This window comes from Cohnella cholangitidis (genome assembly GCF_014107495.1).
GTDB lineage: Bacteria > Bacillota > Bacilli > Paenibacillales > Paenibacillaceae > Cohnella > Cohnella cholangitidis.
In genome coordinates this window covers 5,782,854-5,801,848 of sequence record NZ_CP041969.1, presented here as the reverse complement: position 1 = coordinate 5,801,848, position 18,995 = coordinate 5,782,854, and the positions used below count along the sequence as shown (strand labels likewise).

Here is an 18,995-nt window from a genome sequence, read left to right as displayed (position 1 = left end):
GGAAATCGTTTATGATTAGAGAATTGGAAGGAGGGCTTACTCATCTTATGAAATTGGTTTTACAGCGCCTGATTGCCATCTTACTGCTCGTTATTCCCGGCCTTATGGCTGCTTACGGTTTTCTGTTGATGAAGGACGCTTTGTACGATTATTTTGCTCAGATGGGCGTTGACGCGATTACGCCCGATTTTGCCTGGGTTAAATTTATCGGCGGCGCGATTTTATTTCTGATCGGCGTCGGATTTATCGGCGGTTGGATCTTCTTCCGCGACCGTAAACACAACTATTTATCTTCCCGGTTCCGCCCTAAAGTTCCGCGCCCTCCGCGGCCGGAGCGAACGGATTCCGCTCAGCGTCCTCAAGACGGCAATACCGAATAAAGCTTTGGACTGACGCTCGCGAATTCAAGCATGATAAAGCGAAAGTGGTGGTGCAGGATTCATCTCTGCCCCACCACTTTTTTCATATTTCAAATGGACCTTACAATTTAAGTTCAGGCATAGGCAAGAATAATAGATTGATAGGCAACATGCTCCCGTTAGCCGGGGTGAAAGTGATCGTTACCGTCTCCTGGGTATCGCCCGACTTATAAAGCATGCCTACTTCGTTCGGGTTCGAGAGAATCCCGTTATTGGTCGTATAAACCACTCTCCCGTTAACGGTAAACGCCCCTGCGTAATGTCCCCCGCGAGGTTTACGACGATTGCCGTATGGGGTTGGACGTTGCTTAGCTTAATCGTGTACAGCACTCCGTAATTCCCCATATTCAGCACGGGTGTATCGGTAGTCTTATCCAAGCCGCTAAGCCGGGTATCGACTATGTTGTCCGCCAGTATCATCCGGCTCTTCTCGTCGCCGATCGTCTGATTCACGTACATCATCCGATTGGCGTTTTCGAAAGTTCCGCGGATGTGCCGGTCGTTGCTAGGCAATAATTTCAAGTACGGCATCATGCTCATAACTTCCCGTTGCTCGTCAATTACGACAACTTGGAATTTGAGATTGGCGCTCATTTGCACGTCCGCGAACATGGAGTACACGTCTCCCGGACGAAGCGTTTTCTCGCTGTATTCTTCAAAAATAAGACGGCTTTCCCCCGAGGGAATTTGCAAATAAGAGTATTTCGGGTTTAATACCGACTCGAGGAACCTGCCGGTAACCGCGCGGCCGACCGTAGATACAAAAGGATTAGGACCGGCCATTCCTTTGGCGCCCAATCTAACGGTCGCCGGTTCAGCGTTCTCGTTAGTCAAAAGAACGTAGATTTTGACCGGATTCGTGCGTCCGTTGCGATTGTGCAGAAGAAATCTCACGTTTCCGGTTACCGTATCTTCGTAATAAATTCCTTCCTCTAATATGGTCTCCGGGCTATTCGCCCGTATTAACGTCTGCTCTCGGTCGTTGATCCAATAAGGGATCTTAGGCAAAGATAAAACCGAAGCTCCCTCGATTCCGAATTTATCCCCGATTTCCGTATATAGGAGGTCGAATTCTTCTTTCGTATACATGACCTCTTCGGTAATGGAGATCGTCTTCGTGATTTCGTTAACCGCGCCGTTCGCATCGGTCACTTTCAACGATATCGTTTGCGGTCCGGCTACGAAAAAGCCCTTTTCGTTATTCGTCCACTGCCGGGTTACGATCCGATCCTCGTCATCCGTGCTTTGGTCGGTATACGTAATAAATTCGCCAATACGATATGTGTCTTTTTCCGTCGTAAAATTAGCAACGGGCGGTTGATTAGGCGGTTTAACCGTCACCGTCACCGTATAAGGCTCGCTCCACACTCCGGTTTCGTCTTGCACCCAGTGCGATACGGTGTAAGTTCCCGCTTGTTCGAATACGCTATTGTTATTCTCCCAGCGTTCGTCGACGATCTTGAGCCCTCTTGGATGGTATGACTCGTTCGTGTAAATCACTTCCGTCTGCTGGGCGTAAGGATTCATATTCGAGACCGAGAATTTAGCGACCGGCTTGGACTCCCAAGTCAGTTCTATTTTTTTCTCCTTCGGTACGTTCACCATTTGGAGTCCGAAGCTTTGAGCCGCCGTTCGCAAAGGAATCATCAATGTACCCTTAAGCAAATACGGCGCCCCTTGCGCGTTCGTCTTAACGACTCCGTTCAAAGTATAGGAAGTCGATCCGCTGCGCATCACGAGCGTATAATCTCCGCTTGTCAGCGTATATTGCTTGCTCTTGGCATCATAGACGATCTTCCCGTAAAGCTCGGCTATGAAGGATTTGGCCGCGACGTAAGTTACGCCTTTGTTCTGGGTAAGCGGTTGGGCGGCATTCACGATCGTGCCGTTGTGATTCATTTCCTTCGAGCCGATAGTCAAAACCAATTTTTCTTGTCCGTCCACGCTGCCTTCCGCGTGGGCCGGGAGCTGAATCGTGAACAGCATGAGGGCGGCAAGCAGTATTTGTACTAACTTCTTGTTCATATCGTGCTCCTTCTAATCTCGTTGGTAGATTCGACTCTATCCAGTTATTTAATCATATGTATTAACGACAATACCAGCCAAAGGTTGCTCGAATAATAGAATTTAAACAAAATTAAGGTTCTAGCTCCGGTTAAGGAGACAGAACCTTAATAGAAACCAAACTATTATTTAAGTTTTGCGAGACACTCCAGCGATCTTCGAACGGCTTGCTTACGCACTCTTTGTTCCCGTTCCGAACCTTCCAGCTTCCAAAACTGTTCATCGCCGAACAAATCCAGCAGAGCGGCCTTGGCCGCGTTAGCAGCCAGTACTTCTTCCGCCACCAAGTGGATGCATAACGAATAACAAAGAACTTCAATCGTCTTTAAGCTATCTACTCGCTTGCGGTACTCGATCATGACAGGTTCCCCTCCGCATAGGCGAGCAGCTTCTTCGTTTCCTCGAAACGCGCTTCCGGGGTGCTGGCCCCCATGACGACCGTAATAAATCTCCGTCCGTCGATGACCGTCGTTCCCGTGAAGCAATAGCCCGCCCGCTCCGTATATCCCGTCTTGAGCCCATCGTTGCCTTTCGTTCCGAATCTTTGACCCGGAAGCATTTCATTGGTTGTCTTCAGATCCGTTTGTTTGCCATTGCCGACCGCCACGAAAGCCGAAGCCTCCTTCGTGACCTTTAATACTTCCGGATGGGTTTCGATTAAATTTCTAGCCAGCAGAGCAACGTCCTCGGCGGTCATCATCGTTTCGCCATCGGTCGCCGCCGTAGCGAAGCTATCAAGATCAACGCTTGTCAGCCCGGTGGCGTTAGCGAAATGTGTATTTTCGGATAATCCGATTTCTCTGGCTTTGACGTTCATCCTCTCTACGAATTCCGCTTCCGAGCCGGCGATATATTCGACTAGCGCTATCGTTGCATCGTTGGCCGAGTGTATCGCCATTGCCTGGAATAACTCTTTCACCGTAGCCGATTGTCCTGCCGTCAAATCCATTCCCGCGCCGCCGACTTGTGCCGCGTACTCGCTGGCGACCACCGGCTCCGACCAAGAAAGCTCTCCGGCTTGAACGGCGTCCAGAACGAGCAACTCCGTCATCATCTTCGACATGCTCGCCGGAGGAAGCGCCTCCTTGGCATTGCTCGTATATAACCATTTCCCGGTATCGGCATCCATCATTACCGCGGACAGAACGGCCAAGCTCGGTCCAGGAGCCTTCGAGAAGCTTAACTTCTCCTTAATATCCACTGCCCAACCTACAACGACCAGCAAGATGATTACTACGAATAGTCGTTTCCACTTCATTTCCTTACCCTCCTGAACAACATTCCATAAGTTCATTGTAGAGGGAATTTTTTAAACATATTGAAAGCAAATCATAAGATTCCCTTAAGAAGGAGGATCTGGTTCAGGTTAAAGGGAGCCATACCCGAAAATTCGTACTGTCGCCGTCGCTCGTAACGGAGATCGTTCCCCCGTGTTTCTCGACAAGTCCTTTGGCGATGGCGAGCCCTAATCCCGTTCCTCCCTTGTTCTCCGTTCTCGATTTGTCCACCCGGTAGAATCGATCGAACAAATTCGGCAGATCGGCGGCCGGAATGGCTTCGCCGTAATTAACGATCTCCACGATAGCCGCATGATTATGCTTGGTTAAGTAAATGTCGACTCTCCCGCCGGTATTGCCGTACGCTATCGCGTTCGAAAGCAAATTCTCGAATACGCGCACGAGCTTGTCCGGATCCCCCACGATCGTCAAATCGCTCTCGTTCGAGATCAGGTTTCCTTTCATCTTGGCGGTCTCCAACGACAGACGATAATGCACGAGCAATTGATTCATCATCTCGACGAGGTTGAATTTCTGTTTATTGAGAGGGATGACGTCGTGCCGCATGCGCGTGTACTCGAACAAGTCCTGAATGAGCACGTTCAGCCTCTCGGCTTTGGCATAGGCGATTTGGACGTAATGCCGCATCTCCACTTCATCGCGATAACGGTCCTGTTCGATCAGACCGAGATAACCGAGAATAGAGGTCAACGGAGTGCGCAAATCGTGCGAAACGTTCGTGATGAGCTCGTTTTTCGTCTGTTCGGTCTTCCGTTCCTCATCGAGCGATCGTTTGAGCTCAAGAACGAGCAGATTCGTATTTTCGGCAAGCAAGGTCACTTCGTTGTTTTGTTTGACGGGAACGGAGTCGTCGAAATTGCCCTTCGCGATGTGTTCAAGAGAACGGGTAAGCTTGTCGTAGTAGCTGAAGCGCCGCCAATTAAGCAGCACCATATAAACGACGAACAGGAAGAAGCAACTGAACAAAATTTTAGGAATATCGCCGAATCCGAACAATTCCCACAACCAAATGAGAAACGAACGTTGGCCATAGTTGTTGCGGGTCATCCGTTCCACGATGATTAACGTCAGGTAAAACGTAATGACGGATAAAATAGCGCTCAGCACGATCTGCCATACAAGCCGCCATGCCATGCGCATCGCGATATTAGCTCTCAATTTTATAGCCAACCCCCCAGACAGTCGTGATGAGCTTCCGGCCCATCTCTTGCTCGAGCTTGTCCCTTAATTTGCTGATGTGCACCATGACCGTATTGTTGGACTCGAAATATTTTTCCTTCCATACTTGCTGGAAAATTTCTTCCGCGCTGAATACGCGTCCCAGGTTGCTGGCGAGCAAGTAGAGAATGCCGAATTCCGTGGAAGTCAAATGAACGGGACGCCCGTCAACTTCAGCCGTATGCGTCGATTTGTTCACCGTTAGCTCGTTAATTTTCAACAAACCTTCCTCTTCGGCGGGAGAGACGGATTGCGCCCCGTATTGGTAAGCGCGCCGAAGCAAAGTCTTCACCCGGACGACCAATTCCAACGGATTGAACGGCTTCACTAGATAATCGTCGGCACCCGTCATCAGACCGAGTATTTTGTCCATATCCTCAGCTTTCGCGCTAACCATCAGTATGGGGATCGAAGCCGTTTCGCGAATGCGCCTGCACACTTCCATTCCATCCATCTTAGGCATCATAATGTCGAGTACGATCAAATGGAAATCCCGATTGTCCAGTTTTTCCAGCGCTTCAACCCCATCGTGTGCCTGTTCCGTCAGGAATCCTTCGTTCCGTAAGTAAATATCGATAAGGTTGGCGATCTCCCGGTCATCGTCAACGATTAGAATCGATTTGCTCAACATGGCCACTCCTTTACTTCTTACCATCGCAATGTACCTATCTTCCCCACTATACCTTAACCTTTTGCCTCTGTCCGCAGTTCCATCCAGTTTTTACACTTCTTAAGGAAGCCTTAAGGTTTACTTTAGTATTAATTTTACCCGTGCGTGCATCGCCTAACGATAAAAAAAGCTTGTCCGGCTCCGTCGACGAACGGATCGGGACAAGCTTTTGGAGGGAATAAGGATTACTCTTTCGCGGATGCGGAAGGCGACGCGGCCGGAGATGTCGTTGCCGAAGCTTCCGGACTAGCCGAAGCCGTTGGCTCGGGAGCCTTCTCCAACAGGTTTTTATAGTTGTATTCTTTTTTCAGACTTTCGACCCAAGTTTGGCCTTCCGTCTGTTTTTTCTCGCCATAATAGGCTTCCTTGACGTCTTCCTTCACTTTGTCGTACTCGGGAAGAACCGCTTCCTTCACATCGAATACTTTGATGATATGGTATCCGAATTGCGATTGCACGACATCGCTCAATTCGCCTTTGCCCAATGCGAATGCCGCTTCCTCGAATGCGGCGTCCATTTTTCCGGTTCCGAAGAACCCGAGGTCTCCCCCTAGATCTTTGGAGCCCGGATCTTGGGATTTCTCCTTGGCCAGAGCGGCGAAATCTTTGCCGGCTTTCAACTCCGCCAGCACCGCATCCGCTTCTTCTTTCGTATTCAATAGAATATGCGAAGCCTTCACTTCTTTGGGAGTCGTTGCGAATTGGTCTTTGTTTTTATCGAAATACGTTTTCAGGTCGTCCTCCGATACCGGATTTTTACTTTCGAACAGCTTCTCGATCAGCATGCCGGGTTTGAGTTGTTTTTCCTTGAAGTCTTCCAAAGTGATGCCGGATTGTTGCAACGCCGCGGACAAGTCTTCGTCGGTAGCGAAACCGTATTGTTTTTTCATGTTTTCCAGTTCGCTCTTAATGTCTTCTTCCGTAACGGTAACTCCGGCTTTTTCGGCTTCCAATTCGACCATTTTGGTCTGAGCGATACTATCGACAAGCGCGATCAGCTGCTCTTCGCCGCCCATTTGTTTAGTCATTTCGGCGTAAATATCGGATTGCTTAAGCGTATATCCGTCCATCTCCGCTACCGGTTCGTTAAGACCGCCGTCCGACGATTTGTTAACGAGCACGAACACCAATGCCGCAACCGCGATAACCGTCAGAATCCAAGGCACGATGATGGCGGAGTTATTTTTCGCAGGCGCCTCGGCAGCTTCTCCGGCTACCGTATGCTCTTTATTTCGTATGACGTCTTGTTCCGCGTCTTCTTTCTCGTTGTATTCCTCGATCTGCCCCTCGTTCTGTTCGATCTCTCTTTCGATTTCCTCGTTCGTAACCTGTTGATCCTTATCGTTCAATTCATTCTCATTGCGTTCGCTCATTATCCAATTTCCTCCTTGTTTTTACAACCGACTCATTCACTATATCAGAATTTCGGGATATTACCTTAAAGACTCCTAAATTTTTTACGGAATTGCGAGGGAGTGCAATCGTAAGTAGACCTGAATTTTTTGCTAAAGTAACTGAAATTCGCCAATCCGACTTCCATGGCCGCTTCAGCGACGGACATTTTCGTGTTCTGCAATAAATACGCCGCTTGTTGTATACGATAATGGTTGACGTAGTCCATCGGCGTCTTGCGCATGAAAGATTTAAACACGCGGCTGAAATGCCCGATGCTCATGCCGGCAACCGCGGCAAGCTGTGGAACGGTTAGAGGTTGGCCGCAATGGCTCTCGATATAAGCGACTACGCTTTTCAGCCTGTCCATCGTCTGGGTATCGACGGGGTTGGCGGGATCTCTGCGCGTCCATTGCCCATAGCCGATCAAGTCCGCGAACAACCCGTATAACTCGGCTTTGATCCTTAGCTCCTTCTCGGGATCCGACGATTCATTAAGCCGATAAATATTCGCGAAATGCCGGAGAACGAGTTTTCCCCAAACCGTCCCTTCATTATAAACGTACGGAATGACGGCATCCCCTCTCTGCAGAGGTTGAAGAAACCGGGTAGCGATTCCGTCCTTCGCTTCCGTCAGCCAATCCATGTGAAAGACGACGGCGATAAAAGTACAAGACGAGGAAGAAAGAGCATATCCCCCATGTACCTCGCCGCAAGGGATAAAGATTCCTTCCCCGGCCTTCAGTTCAAAAGTCGACAGACCAATCTGAAATACCGCATGTCCGCTCAGCATCCACAGAAATTCGGCTTCGTCATGCCAGTGGTTGTCCAATATCGTTTCATTCGTCTCTTGCTGTTGCAAATAAGTCGCAAGGGGAAATTGCGGTGTCCCGTGCCGCCGATTCTCGCGCAGGTGTCGCCGATCCATATTCATTCTCCAATTTATCATAATATTGTTATTAATGAGCATTATAATGCAAGATAACAATCATCAAGATCAATATAATGTTAATTAGATTAAGAATCAAGTTGATCATAGAGAAGGGATGATTCCATTGAAATTTACAGACGGTTATTGGATGACGCGTAAAGGCTATCAGCTGTTAAGCCCATACGAAATACATGACGTAACGACCCGCGCGGATTCCATCACCGTATACGCTACGCATCGCCACCTTGCGGATAGAGCAAACACGCTTAACGAGCCATTGATGACGATGGAGTTCTCCTCGCCGTTGCCCGACATCATTCGCGTGAAATTCTATCATCACAAAGGAACGGTACGCAAAGGCCCTTCTTCCTTCGACTTGCTTCCCAAGGGCAACGTTCCGGTCGCGATCGACAACAACGACGAGTTCGTCAGCCTGACGAGCGGAGACACGACGGTAACGATCACGAAAAAAAATCCGGTTAAAATTACGTATACGCATAAAGGCAAAAAGCTAACGGGCAGCGGAACGCGTTCTACCGCTTATGTCAAAGCCGAGAACGGCAACCACCATTTCCGCGAGCAATTGAGCTTGAGCGTCGGAGAAACCGTCTACGGCTTGGGCGAAAGATTCACTCCGTTCGTGAAAAACGGGCAAGTCGTCGATATCTGGAACGAAGACGGAGGTACCGCTTCCGAGCAAGCTTATAAAAACGTTCCTTTCTATATCACGAACCGCGGTTATGGCGTATTCGTCAACCATCCCGAGCTGGTCTCTTTCGAGGTCGGTTCCGAAATCGTGTCCAAAACCCAGTTCAGCGTCCAAGGCGAATGTCTAGAGTATTACCTGATCGGCGGTGATTCCCTCAAGAACGTCCTGCAAAACTATACGTCGCTTACCGGAAAACCGGCGCTGCCTCCGGCTTGGTCGTACGGATTGTGGTTAACGACGTCCTTTACGACCAACTACGATGAAGCTACGGTTACAAGCTTCGTGGAAGGCATGGCCGAACGCGATTTGCCGCTCGCCGTTTTCCATTTCGACTGCTTCTGGATGAAAGAATACGAATGGTGCAATTTCGAATGGGATGAGCGCGTATTCCCGGATCCTGTCGGCATGTTGAAACGTTTGAAGGACAAAGGCCTGAAAATTTGCGTTTGGATCAACCCTTATATCGCGCAGCGTTCCGCTCTCTTCGACGAAGGCATGGAAAAAGGGTATTTGCTGAAACGTCCCGACGGCAGCGTCTGGCAATGGGATATGTGGCAATACGGCATGGGCATCGTGGACTTCACGAATCCGGCAGCGTGCCAATGGTTCAAGGACAAGCTAGGAGCTCTCCTCGATATGGGCGTGGACAGCTTCAAAACCGATTTCGGCGAGCGGATCCCGACCGACGTCGTCTATTATGATGGCTCCGACCCGCAACAAATGCACAACTATTACACGCAGCTATACAATAAAGTCGTCTTCGAACTGCTCGAAGAGAAGCGCGGCAAAGGCGAAGCGGCTTTATTCGCCAGATCCGCGACGGCCGGCGGCCAACAGTTCCCCGTCCATTGGGGCGGCGATTGCGAAGCGACTTACGAATCGATGGCGGAAAGCCTGCGCGGCGGATTATCGCTCGGCTTGTCCGGGTTCGGTTACTGGAGCCATGATATCGGGGGCTTCGAGCAAAGCTCTCCTCCCGACATCTACAAGCGTTGGGTGCAATTCGGCTTGCTGTCCAGCCATAGCCGTTTGCACGGCAGCACGTCTTATCGCGTGCCTTGGCTCTACGACGAAGAAGCAGTCGACGTGCTTCGCTTCTTCACGAAACTCAAAATGCGCTTAATGCCTTATCTATTCGGCAAATCGGTTGAATCCTCGAACATCGGCATTCCGCTGATGAGAGCGATGGTGCTTGAGTTCGGCAACGATCCTTCGAGCGACTACCTGGATCGCCAATACATGTTGGGAGACTCCCTGCTTGTCGCGCCGATCTTCAATCCCGAAGGCGAAGCGACTTATTATCTTCCGCAAGGAACTTGGACGCATTTCTTGAGCGGGGAGCAGGTTCAAGGAGGAGTATGGCGGAAGGATAGCTACGACTACTTCAGCCTGCCTCTGTATGCGCGGGAGAACAGTTTGATTCCGGTTGGGAACGAAGAGAACCGTCCGGATTACGAATACGCGGACGGAGTCACGTTCCAACTGTTCGCGTTGCAGGACGGGGCATCGGCTTCGGCTTCCGTACCGACGATCAAAGGCGAAACGCAATTTACCGTAACGGCGAGCGCAACGGCAATACGATTACGATCGCGGCGGATGGTCAAGCATCCGATTGGAGCGTCTTGCTTCGCGGAGTGGCTGCCGTTTCGAACGTCGATAACGGTCAAGCGAGCGCTCACGAGCAAGGAACAAGCATCTCTCCAAACGCTGGCGCTACTTCAATCACTATCGCTCTGTAATTAAATTTGCGAAACGAAAGAGCTTGCCGATACTCCCTCGCGGGGATCGGCAAGCTCTTTGCGTTTTTCCCGGGCCTTAATCGATTAAGGCTCAATGCCCCATTGCAAGGTTCCCGAGACGTAAGCCGGCGTTTTGCTCCAGTCTACGTAATTCGTATCCGTAGCATCGAAGGAGTAGTCGCCTGTCTGAGTATAGTTTGTCCAATCGTTTTTAGCGAACCGAGTTTGGATGTCTATGCTCTGACCTGCGGCAAGACTTCCCGCGCCGCTGGCGAAACCTATCTCCACGTAATAATCCGCTCCCGTCTTGGCGGTCGCCAGCTTGACGAAAGTACCGGTAACGTTACCGCTGCCTACCTGAGACCAGTCGCAGAAGAAGCTCTGCGCTTTTTCCCCATCGATCGTGTAGTAGTATCTTATCTTCACGTTAGATAGAGCCACCGCGGAAGTCCCTGTATTTACAAGCTTGAATCTCGGATTAATCGTATTAAGCGAAGAATTCAACGAACCGTTGTACATTTGCACTTTAACCGTACCCGGAGTGACTGTCGTCGTATCTACGATACCTATCGCCAAGACCGGATCGATGCCGGCGCTGAAGTCGAACTGCAAGCTTGTCGTCCCTATCGGCTGGGCAGCCAAATAAGCTTTCTTGACGGTAACCGCGTTGCCCGACACCGTATAGTCCGTTCCCGGCGCGAGAGTCGCAGCCCCGTTCTTGACCGCGCTCAGCGTATTCCCGTTAAGCGTCAGCGTTACGGGAACGTCCGCTTGGTTAGCCGTTTTCTTATCGAAGGTTGCGCTTGTCGGCGTTATGGCGGAGTTAGCTACGCTAGTCGTATCTACGACATTAACCTGCAGCACTGGATCGATGCCTGCGCTGAAGTCGAACTGCAAGCTTGCCGTCCCTACTGGCTGGGCAGCCAAATAAGCTTTTTTGACGGTAACCGCGTTGCCCGATACCGTATAATCCGTTCCCGCCGCGAGAGTCGCAGCCCCGTTCTTGATCGAGCTCAGCGAATTCCCGTTAAGCGTCAGCGTTACCGTGACGTCCGCTTGATTAGCCGTCTTCTTATCGAAGGTAGCGCTAGTCGGCGTAATGGAAGAGTTGTTGGTTACGCTCACGGGATCCCCGTACAAAATCCCCCTGCCGTTCGAACCTAAGTACACTCGTCCGTAGATTCGTGGATCGCCGGTAATCGCCATATTGATCCGTGCGTATTGATGCTGGTCATCGTTAATTCTCACCCAAGCGGCACCTGCGTCATCCGAACGAAAAACGCCTCGCACGCCATCGATCTTAGCAACGGTGTACAATGCCACATAGGTTTGGCCGGGAGCCGCCATGCCGTATCCGATCAGATCGGCTTCCTGCACGTTGGCCAGCTTCGTGAAGCTTGCGCCGGAATCGGTGGAATGCCATAAGCCGTACTTGCCCTCCGAGCTGTTGCCTCCCGCGAACCAAATATCGCCTTCGATACCCGGTACCGCCTTAAAGCTGATCGAAGCCTCGTTCGGCAACAAAGCCGGAACGACATTCGTGGGCAATCCGGTTGCGGTCGTCTGGGCGAAAGATACGCCTCCGTCCGTGCTCAAGTAGAACTTCCCTTCGAAAACGGCATAAAACTTGTTCGGGTTCACGCGGTCCGACGCGACGACCGCTTTGGCAGGAACCCCCGTGCTTGCCGTCCAGGAATTGCCGTTGGTCTTGGAATAATACACGCCTACATCGGATGTGCTCCATACGTAGGAACTGCCATTTGCCGCGACAGCCACCGTTCCGCCTCCTTTGGTGGCCGGCGGCTCGGCATTCGCTTTATACCACGTAGATCCTCCGTCGTTGGAAATGCCGACCGACTTCGCCGATGGGTCGGCCGTATAATCCGCCATGCCGACCCGCACGATTTGGCTCGGATTCGATTGCGCGAAATCGATTCCGTAAGTCGTCGCATAAGTCGGACTGGTGAAAGCCGTAGCCGGCGGCTGCGTGAGGTCATTATGCCGGAACCCCGTAACGTCGCCTACCGCGCTAAGCAAGTGCGCACCGGACGGCGGACTGATCAAACCAAGCACCGCCATCTCTTCGACCCCTTTGGCCATGACGGAAATGTTCACCTTGCTGCTCGTTCCCCAGTCCGTAAGATTATTCGTTCCGTAGATCGTCGCTCCCGTTCCGTACATCATCCGGTTGGAGTTAAACGGATCTATCTCCAAGTCCCCGATCATCCAGCCCAGCTTCAGTGCAGGAACCGGGGGATTGTCTACGCCTCCCGAGTTGAGCCATGGCGCCGCGCTAATATCCTGAGCGTATTTCAAGTTCCGATTCGGATAGCCGTTCCATTCCCATATCCCCGACCAGGTTGCCCCTCCGTCGGTGCTGCGGTAGATGTTCGCGTCCGGCCACCAAGAATTCAGAGTGGCGACCATGACCGTATCCGGGTGCTGGGCGTCCACGGCCAATCCTCCGTAACCGAAGTAATTATCGGCGCTGGTGCTGGGATACGGACTGATTTTCGTCCAGACCCCCGTAGCCGTATCCAGCTTCCATACATCCCCTTTGGCCCCATCATATGGTCCGACCCCGTCGCTATAAGAAATATAGAGTTTTCCGGTAGAGGATAGCACTCCATGATGCGGCAAAAATCCCGTCGGTTGACCGGGAACGGCCGACCAAGTCGCTCCGCCGTCCGTACTGCGAAAGACACTGTTGCCTAAATCCGCTACGCCGACATAGATCGTCTGCGTCGCATTGCCCGCCGTCCCCGTCGATTTATCGAACGTGATCCAAGCCAAGCCGACGATTCCGTTCGCGTAATCGTTCGTAGGATCTTGTATATAAGTTCCGGTGTTCGTGAAGCTGGTCACCTTATTCCAAGTGACCCCGGAATCGATGCTTTTCCATAACCCGTTCCCATTGCGCGCGCCGAAGAAAAGAATGCTGTTCTTGTTCGGATCGATGACGAGACGTTCTCCCATTGACCGACCGGGCATATTTCCTCCTACCTTGAACGGCAGCGGTGTCGATTGCCAGGTCGCTCCTTGGTCGCTGGAGCGCATGATCTGGCCGTTCGTGTCCCAATGATTCGTATACGTTCCGGTTGCCATATACACTTTGTTAGGGTCAACCGGATCGGTTGCCAGCGCGTCCACGCCGTTCTTATTCCAATCCACCCAACCTACCGAATCCGAGATGGACACCCAACTGCCCGTCGCCTGATTCCAACGGTAAGCCCCCCCGATATCGGTTCGAGCGTAAATCAGGTTGGGCTGGGTCTCGTTATAAATAATACCCGGTACGAAACCGCCCCCGGCACCCGTGGCAACGTTGGCCCAATGATAAGCCTCGGTCCCCGCCGCCGCGGCCTTCGATGGCAATCCGATGAGAGAACTGCCCACCAAAGAAAAGGATAAAATGCATGCATAAGCCGTACGAATCAACCTTCCGGACATCATAACTCCTCCTATTCAGGTTTCAAAGAATGATTGTATCCGCATACAAACACGTAAGGAGAAAAGCTCTGCAGCGAGTCGATTCTTGTTGTCGCTACGGACGCGTTTTCACCAGCCCATTATGCTCACCCCCTTTCCATAGGTTGAATTCATGAATTGCCGTTCACGATCTGCGCAACTTCCGCCGTTATTCGATCGCCTCCCGAATTTTTCCATTGCTTAACGAATTCATCAAAGTAACTTACCGGCAGATCCCCTACGATAATTTTCAGGAAAGTTTCGTTTTCCAGCTTTTGCAGTTCCGCCCACTTCGACTCCATCGTCACGGTCGTGCCATAGAATATCCCTCGCACCTGAACCATGTCCGTCGTGTACAGCAAGCCTCCGCCATATTCGTGCGCAGTGGCCGATTTCCAGCCGTCCATGTTTTTCCGCGGATTTTCTTTTTCCGCTACCGATTGCTCGTACACCAGCTTCGTATCGGGATCCAGGGATTTCGGATCGATCTCCCCTCGCAGCGCCTTCTGGACATTGACGTACCGCTGAGTTATCGCGTCCGCGTAATCGAGCAGCAGATCGAACGGATAATAACTGCGAAGTTGAACGCCGGTCTGCGCGGAGAACTCATCCAGTTTGCGAACTTCCGCCGCATTCGGATCTTGCCTTCTTTCCAAACGGGTGAAGACGTTAAGCAGCTTCACGACGGCTTCCGGGTGCTCATAACCTTTGCGTACGACCAAATATCGGTCTGTCGTCGGCGACATATGCGTAATGAATTTCCCTTCCGAATCAACCGGTGCCGCATAGGCGCGCCATTCCGCTTTCGTATCGTTGGAAACCGCTTCGGCGAGCGGCCAATAAGGCGCCCACCATGGCCCGAAGAACATCCCCGCCTTATTGTCGACGATCGGTTGCTGCGCTTCCCTGTACAAGACGAACTCGTTATCGATAACTCCTCTTTTGTACCAATCCGCGATCTTTGCCAATGCTTCCTTGTTTTCCGGGGTAATCGAACCGTACACGACCTTTCCTTCGCCGTCCTTTACCCAGTTTTTCGGATAGGCGTGGAAGGCGCTGAACAACGTATCGAAATCGTTTAAGCCCGCTTTGAGTTGCCCGTGAACGACCTTCTTGTCTCCGGGAAGACCGATCGTATCCCGTTTGCCATCCCCGTCGGGGTCGCGCTCGACGAAGGCTAACGCAATCCGCTCAATATCGTCCAGCGTTTTCGGAGGCATCAGCTTCAGCTTTTCCATCCAATCCTGCCGAACCCACAGCAAGGAAGGAGCATCGGCCTCTATTGCGACATTGGGCAAGCCGTATAGTTTTCCATTGAAGGATGCCTCTTGCAGAGCGATCCCCTTGGTCGAATCGTACATGGCCTTCACCAAGTTTGAGCCATATTGGTCGTATACCTCCGTAAGATCGGCAACCATGTCGTTTTCGATCAGCTTCCTCAATTGATTCCGATCGACGACCATCGCATCCGGGATATCCCTGCTGTCGATAGCCATATTCGCCTTCTGCAGAAACGCATCGTCTCTCTTCGACTCCCAGGAATGCACCACTTTAATATTCGTGACGCTCTCGAAGTACCGAGATACCGGGTTGTTATCGTTCGTTTCGCCCAGAACGTTCTTCTCGTCCGGAATCTTGAAGCCGATGTGAACGGTAACGGGCTCCGCGTATTTACCGTAGGCGGGATCTTCCTCGATCGACGGAATAATGGCGAATTTCGCGCCTTCTCTCCGTTCGTTCCCGTCCGCGGATAGCTCCCCGTTGCCATTCGTGCATGAACCAAGCAGGCCGATAACCGTCGCAAATACCGCTATCGCTAGCAAGTGCTTTCCTGTCTTCGCATTCATGGATAGACCTCTTTCCCGCCGTCGAGCCGGTATTCCGTCGGCAGCTTCCCTACTCGCTCGCGGAACAGCTTGCTGAAATATTTATCGTCCTCGAATCCTGCCATGGACGCGACTTCATAGATCGGGGAGGTAGATTCCACTAGCATTGCTTTCGCTTTGTCGATTCGCATGTTCCTTAACACCTCGCCGAAAGTTTCCCCGGCCAATTTGGCGAAGCATTGGCTAAAGTAGCCTCGGCTCATGCTGACGTAACCCGCTACGTCCGCTTGGTTAATCTTCTCTCCCGCGTGCTCCTTCATGAAGCGGATGGCCCGAATCAGGCACAGCATCACTTCCTTGGACAACGACAATTCGATCATTCGCAGCTGGATGAGATCCGAGTACCTCTTCAGCCAACTTTGCCAATCGGACCAATTCAAGTTGCCTTTCATGTCCGTTTGCAACGTTGTCGCATCGGACGGCTTTACTAACAACCCGCTCCAATCTCGGCAGAGAGATTCTCCGAAGCGCAATATTTCCTCCGCAAGGGGCATTTGCTTGAGTACCCTGCCTATGAAGGAGTCCCAGCTTGTCGCAGAGAGCGTCCATTTCATCTCCAGCCCCTCATCGATCCACGCCTCAGCCGGCTTAAGGCCGCTTGGCTCCGCGCAGGCAAGCTCGTCGTAACGCAATCGAGTCAGCTCCCCCTTGGCAGCCTTGTAGAACAGCGTTTGCGGCAACCTGTCTTCCAACGTTCTTCTGACTTCTTCGATAAGCCGATTATCGAGCCCCGAGACGATAGCGATTTGCCATCTTGAGAGAAGCTCTCTTCCTAAGTCGCGGTTCAATTCCTCCAGCGTAGGCGGATGAACGAGCTGAGCCATCCACATCCGATCCAGCCGCTCCAAAGGATTCCTGCGTACGATGCCCATTTGGAATAATTGGCTGTTATCCAGCTCGGGCGATAACGGCAGGAACAAGATCGCGGAGTGAGCGGACAATCGCTTCGGATTAACGTCCGTCATGAGGGCTGCCCGATTCCCTTCTTCCCACTCGAACCGTTCGACGATACGCATAACCACGTCGTCCGCGTTGTCCATCTCCAACAAGGTTTTGACGATATAATCGATCGCGCCGAGGCGGAGCGCTTCTTGCACGAAATCGAATTCATGGTGGCACGTAAGAACGACCGATTTGACCTTCGGGAATTTTTGCCTCACTTGCTTGATCAGATCGAAGCCCGACATCACCGGCATCGTAATGTCCGTGAAGAGCAAGTCCACCTCGGTCCGCTCCAGCAGTTCCAATGCCGAACGGCCATCGGCTGCCTCCCCCACCATCACGATTCCGAAGCGAGCCCAATCGATCAGGGAAATGAAGCCCTTGCGGACCAGCTTCTCATCGTCGACGACAACCGCCCTAATCATCGAACTCCTCCTTTCTTTTCTTAGGAATGGTGATGGATACTCTCGTGCCGGACCCCGGTTCGCTCTGGATCGTAAACTGAACGTTATCTCCGTAAAACCTTCTCAGCATCCGATTAACATAGGAAAGTCCGATGCCCAGCCCTCTTCGCTTGGATTCTTCATCATCGTTCAGCAGCTTCTCGATCGTCTCGGGTTCCATTCCGGCGCCGTTATCTTCCACGCTCAGGGATACGCGATCCTCGGAGACCGAATGAATCTGAATGGCGACGCGTCCTTTTCTTTCGCTTACTCCGTGGTAAATGGCGTTTTCCACGATCGGCTGCAGCAGGAACCTCGGAACGGCAACGGATATCGTGTCTTCGTCAACGTCGACGTTGAACTCGAACTCGTAATCATACCGAATTCTCTGAAGCTCCATATAGTGGTTAAGCGCTTCGATTTCTTCGCCTATCGTGACGATCAAGCTTTGTTTTCCCAGATTGTAATGCAATACCTTCACGAGCAGAGTGACTAATTTATCGATTTCCTTCTGGCCGTTCAGACGAGCCAGCCATTGGACGGTATTCAACGTATTGTGAAGAAAATGAGGGTTGATCTGGCTAAGCAGCTTCTCGATCTCGAATTGCCCTTTCTGCTTCTCGTTATGCGCGACGGCATCGATCAGATCGTTCACTTGGGTTTTCATCATCTGAAAATTGTTAAGAACCAGATCGAACTCCTCCACGTTCGTGAACGAGACCGGCGTCGTGCGATTTTCCGCCATGCGCACGATTTCCACGTTTACTTTGCGGAGGGGCCTGTACACCTGCCTCCATATGAAATAAGCAAGCAAACCGGCGAATAGAAACGTAGATACCGCCAAAACGATCATTTTCAAGAGCCATGAATAAATCTCGCTATTGAAACTCGACTTCTTGACCGCCGCGATCAGCTGCCATCCTTGAGGGCTATCATAACGAAACAGGTGATATCCCTTATATTCTTTATGATTGGACGATCCGTTGCCCCAATCCAGTTTCTCGATTCCGCTCGGAACGTCGCGGTTCTCCATGTAAGTGAGTTGTCCTTGTTCGTTGACCAGAAGATGAATCACGTCCATACCGTACGATTTCTGGTTTAATAGTTGGCGGAACCGGTTATAGTTCGTCTCCAAATAGACGTATACCGGCTGCTCGCTCGTCGACTTGACGATCCTCTGCACGGAAAAAACGATATTGGTGCTATCCCGATATAACGTTCTATGAGGCCCGAAATACTCGGCGCCGCTATATTTCATGAACATAGGCAGTTGGTCCGTATCGAATTGTTTCGCCATGTTGAGATTCGTGAACAGAATTTGTTCTTCTTCGCCCGGAGCGACGTACGCGGTTAAACCCAAGTAAGGGTTAGTAAAGGTAACGAGATTGATCTTCTCGTATATGGAGGCCATAATTTGCGATTTGCGATAGATTTGCTTCTCTTGCAAATAATCGGCGAGCTCATCGACGATCTCGCCGTCTAGCGCGAATTGCTTCGAAGCGAAATCCAGGTTGTTGATCGTATTTTCGAGGCTTGCGGCCTCTTGTTGCAGACTGGCGCTAATGCCGCTTTGAATTTTGCCCGTAAGTATGGAATAAATGGAAGAATAGGTGAGGATGCCTACCAATACTAGAGGCAACAAACAGCCGATCATCAAAAAGACGACCAACCTTTTTCTTAATGAACGAGCGGCAAAATGCTTGCGCCAACCAAGCTGTCCGAGCATCCCGGCCATCCTCTTTCTCTCGTATGCTGTCATGATTTAGTACCGAATTGTTTTCAGATATTATACCATACGCGTACTGGAATGAATGGC

12 protein-coding genes and 1 pseudogene are annotated in these 18,995 nt (G+C 51.3%); 2 read left to right on the top strand and 11 right to left on the bottom strand.

The window, feature by feature from the left end; genetic code table 11:
• Positions 1-47 precede the first annotated feature (47 nt).
• The gene (locus FPL14_RS26425) at positions 48-380 is read left to right on the top strand and encodes a DUF2627 domain-containing protein (protein ID WP_182300522.1); all 333 of its coding nucleotides are present in this window, start codon (positions 48-50) and stop codon (positions 378-380) included.
• Between the two features lie 219 nt (positions 381-599).
• On the opposite strand, the gene FPL14_RS26420 is transcribed toward FPL14_RS26425, so the two are convergent.
• The 7 genes from FPL14_RS26420 to FPL14_RS26390 all read right to left on the bottom strand — a co-directional run bounded on the left by FPL14_RS26420 (position 600) and on the right by FPL14_RS26390 (position 7,989).
• Positions 600-2,444: a copper amine oxidase N-terminal domain-containing protein gene (locus tag FPL14_RS26420; RefSeq protein ID WP_182300521.1), complete on the bottom strand. Its 1,845-nt coding sequence runs from the start codon at positions 2,442-2,444 to the stop codon at positions 600-602.
• Between the two features lie 164 nt (positions 2,445-2,608).
• The gene (locus tag FPL14_RS26415; RefSeq protein ID WP_182300520.1) at positions 2,609-2,842 is read right to left on the bottom strand and encodes a hypothetical protein; all 234 of its coding nucleotides are present in this window, start codon (positions 2,840-2,842) and stop codon (positions 2,609-2,611) included.
• Positions 2,839-3,741: a D-alanyl-D-alanine carboxypeptidase family protein gene (locus tag FPL14_RS26410; protein ID WP_182300519.1), complete on the bottom strand. Its 903-nt coding sequence runs from the start codon at positions 3,739-3,741 to the stop codon at positions 2,839-2,841. Before FPL14_RS26410 ends, FPL14_RS26415 begins: the two co-directional genes overlap by 4 nt.
• Positions 3,742-3,844: 103 nt before the next feature.
• Positions 3,845-4,939, bottom strand: coding sequence for a sensor histidine kinase (locus FPL14_RS26405; RefSeq protein WP_229263684.1), 1,095 nt, complete (start codon positions 4,937-4,939; stop codon positions 3,845-3,847).
• Positions 4,929-5,627, bottom strand: a complete 699-nt coding sequence (locus tag FPL14_RS26400) for a response regulator transcription factor (RefSeq protein ID WP_267875447.1) — start codon at positions 5,625-5,627, stop codon at positions 4,929-4,931. The genes FPL14_RS26405 and FPL14_RS26400 overlap by 11 nt, the downstream gene beginning before the upstream one ends.
• Positions 5,628-5,854: 227 nt before the next feature.
• On the bottom strand, positions 5,855-7,042 hold the full coding sequence (locus tag FPL14_RS26395; RefSeq protein ID WP_182300517.1) for a peptidylprolyl isomerase: 1,188 nt from the start codon (positions 7,040-7,042) through the stop codon (positions 5,855-5,857).
• Positions 7,043-7,107: 65 nt separating this feature from the next.
• On the bottom strand, positions 7,108-7,989 hold the full coding sequence (locus FPL14_RS26390; protein ID WP_182300516.1) for an AraC family transcriptional regulator: 882 nt from the start codon (positions 7,987-7,989) through the stop codon (positions 7,108-7,110).
• A 127-nt stretch (positions 7,990-8,116) separates the two neighbouring features.
• Here FPL14_RS26390 and yicI point away from each other — a divergent pair.
• Positions 8,117-10,440, top strand: a pseudogene (gene yicI / locus FPL14_RS26385) (alpha-xylosidase).
• A gap of 84 nt (positions 10,441-10,524) precedes the next feature.
• Here the strand turns inward: yicI and FPL14_RS26380 are convergent.
• From FPL14_RS26380 to FPL14_RS26365, 4 genes are all read right to left on the bottom strand, one after another.
• Positions 10,525-13,890: a X2-like carbohydrate binding domain-containing protein gene (locus FPL14_RS26380; RefSeq protein ID WP_407644683.1), complete on the bottom strand. Its 3,366-nt coding sequence runs from the start codon at positions 13,888-13,890 to the stop codon at positions 10,525-10,527.
• Positions 13,891-14,039: 149 nt separating this feature from the next.
• Positions 14,040-15,755 (bottom strand): extracellular solute-binding protein, encoded by a 1,716-nt coding sequence (locus FPL14_RS26375; protein ID WP_182300514.1) that lies wholly within the window; start codon positions 15,753-15,755, stop codon positions 14,040-14,042.
• Positions 15,752-17,161 (bottom strand): response regulator transcription factor, encoded by a 1,410-nt coding sequence (locus FPL14_RS26370; RefSeq protein WP_182300513.1) that lies wholly within the window; start codon positions 17,159-17,161, stop codon positions 15,752-15,754. Before FPL14_RS26370 ends, FPL14_RS26375 begins: the two co-directional genes overlap by 4 nt.
• Positions 17,154-18,914, bottom strand: a complete 1,761-nt coding sequence (locus FPL14_RS26365; protein ID WP_182300512.1) for a histidine kinase — start codon at positions 18,912-18,914, stop codon at positions 17,154-17,156. The genes FPL14_RS26370 and FPL14_RS26365 overlap by 8 nt, the downstream gene beginning before the upstream one ends.
• Between the last annotated feature and the right edge of the window lie 81 nt (positions 18,915-18,995).

Coding starts and splice junctions, on each gene's coding strand:
- FPL14_RS26370 (WP_182300513.1), bottom strand. CDS start 17,161: ATGATTAGGGCGGTTGTCGTCGACGATGAGAAGCTGGTCCGCAAGGGC.
- FPL14_RS26395 (WP_182300517.1), bottom strand. CDS start 7,042: ATGAGCGAACGCAATGAGAATGAATTGAACGATAAGGATCAACAGGTT.
- FPL14_RS26375 (WP_182300514.1), bottom strand. CDS start 15,755: ATGAATGCGAAGACAGGAAAGCACTTGCTAGCGATAGCGGTATTTGCG.
- FPL14_RS26365 (WP_182300512.1), bottom strand. CDS start 18,914: ATGGCCGGGATGCTCGGACAGCTTGGTTGGCGCAAGCATTTTGCCGCT.
- FPL14_RS26410 (WP_182300519.1), bottom strand. CDS start 3,741: ATGAAGTGGAAACGACTATTCGTAGTAATCATCTTGCTGGTCGTTGTA.
- FPL14_RS26415 (WP_182300520.1), bottom strand. CDS start 2,842: ATGATCGAGTACCGCAAGCGAGTAGATAGCTTAAAGACGATTGAAGTT.
- FPL14_RS26425 (WP_182300522.1), top strand. CDS start 48: ATGAAATTGGTTTTACAGCGCCTGATTGCCATCTTACTGCTCGTTATT.
- FPL14_RS26390 (WP_182300516.1), bottom strand. CDS start 7,989: ATGGATCGGCGACACCTGCGCGAGAATCGGCGGCACGGGACACCGCAA.
- FPL14_RS26420 (WP_182300521.1), bottom strand. CDS start 2,444: ATGAACAAGAAGTTAGTACAAATACTGCTTGCCGCCCTCATGCTGTTC.
- FPL14_RS26380 (WP_407644683.1), bottom strand. CDS start 13,890: ATGTCCGGAAGGTTGATTCGTACGGCTTATGCATGCATTTTATCCTTT.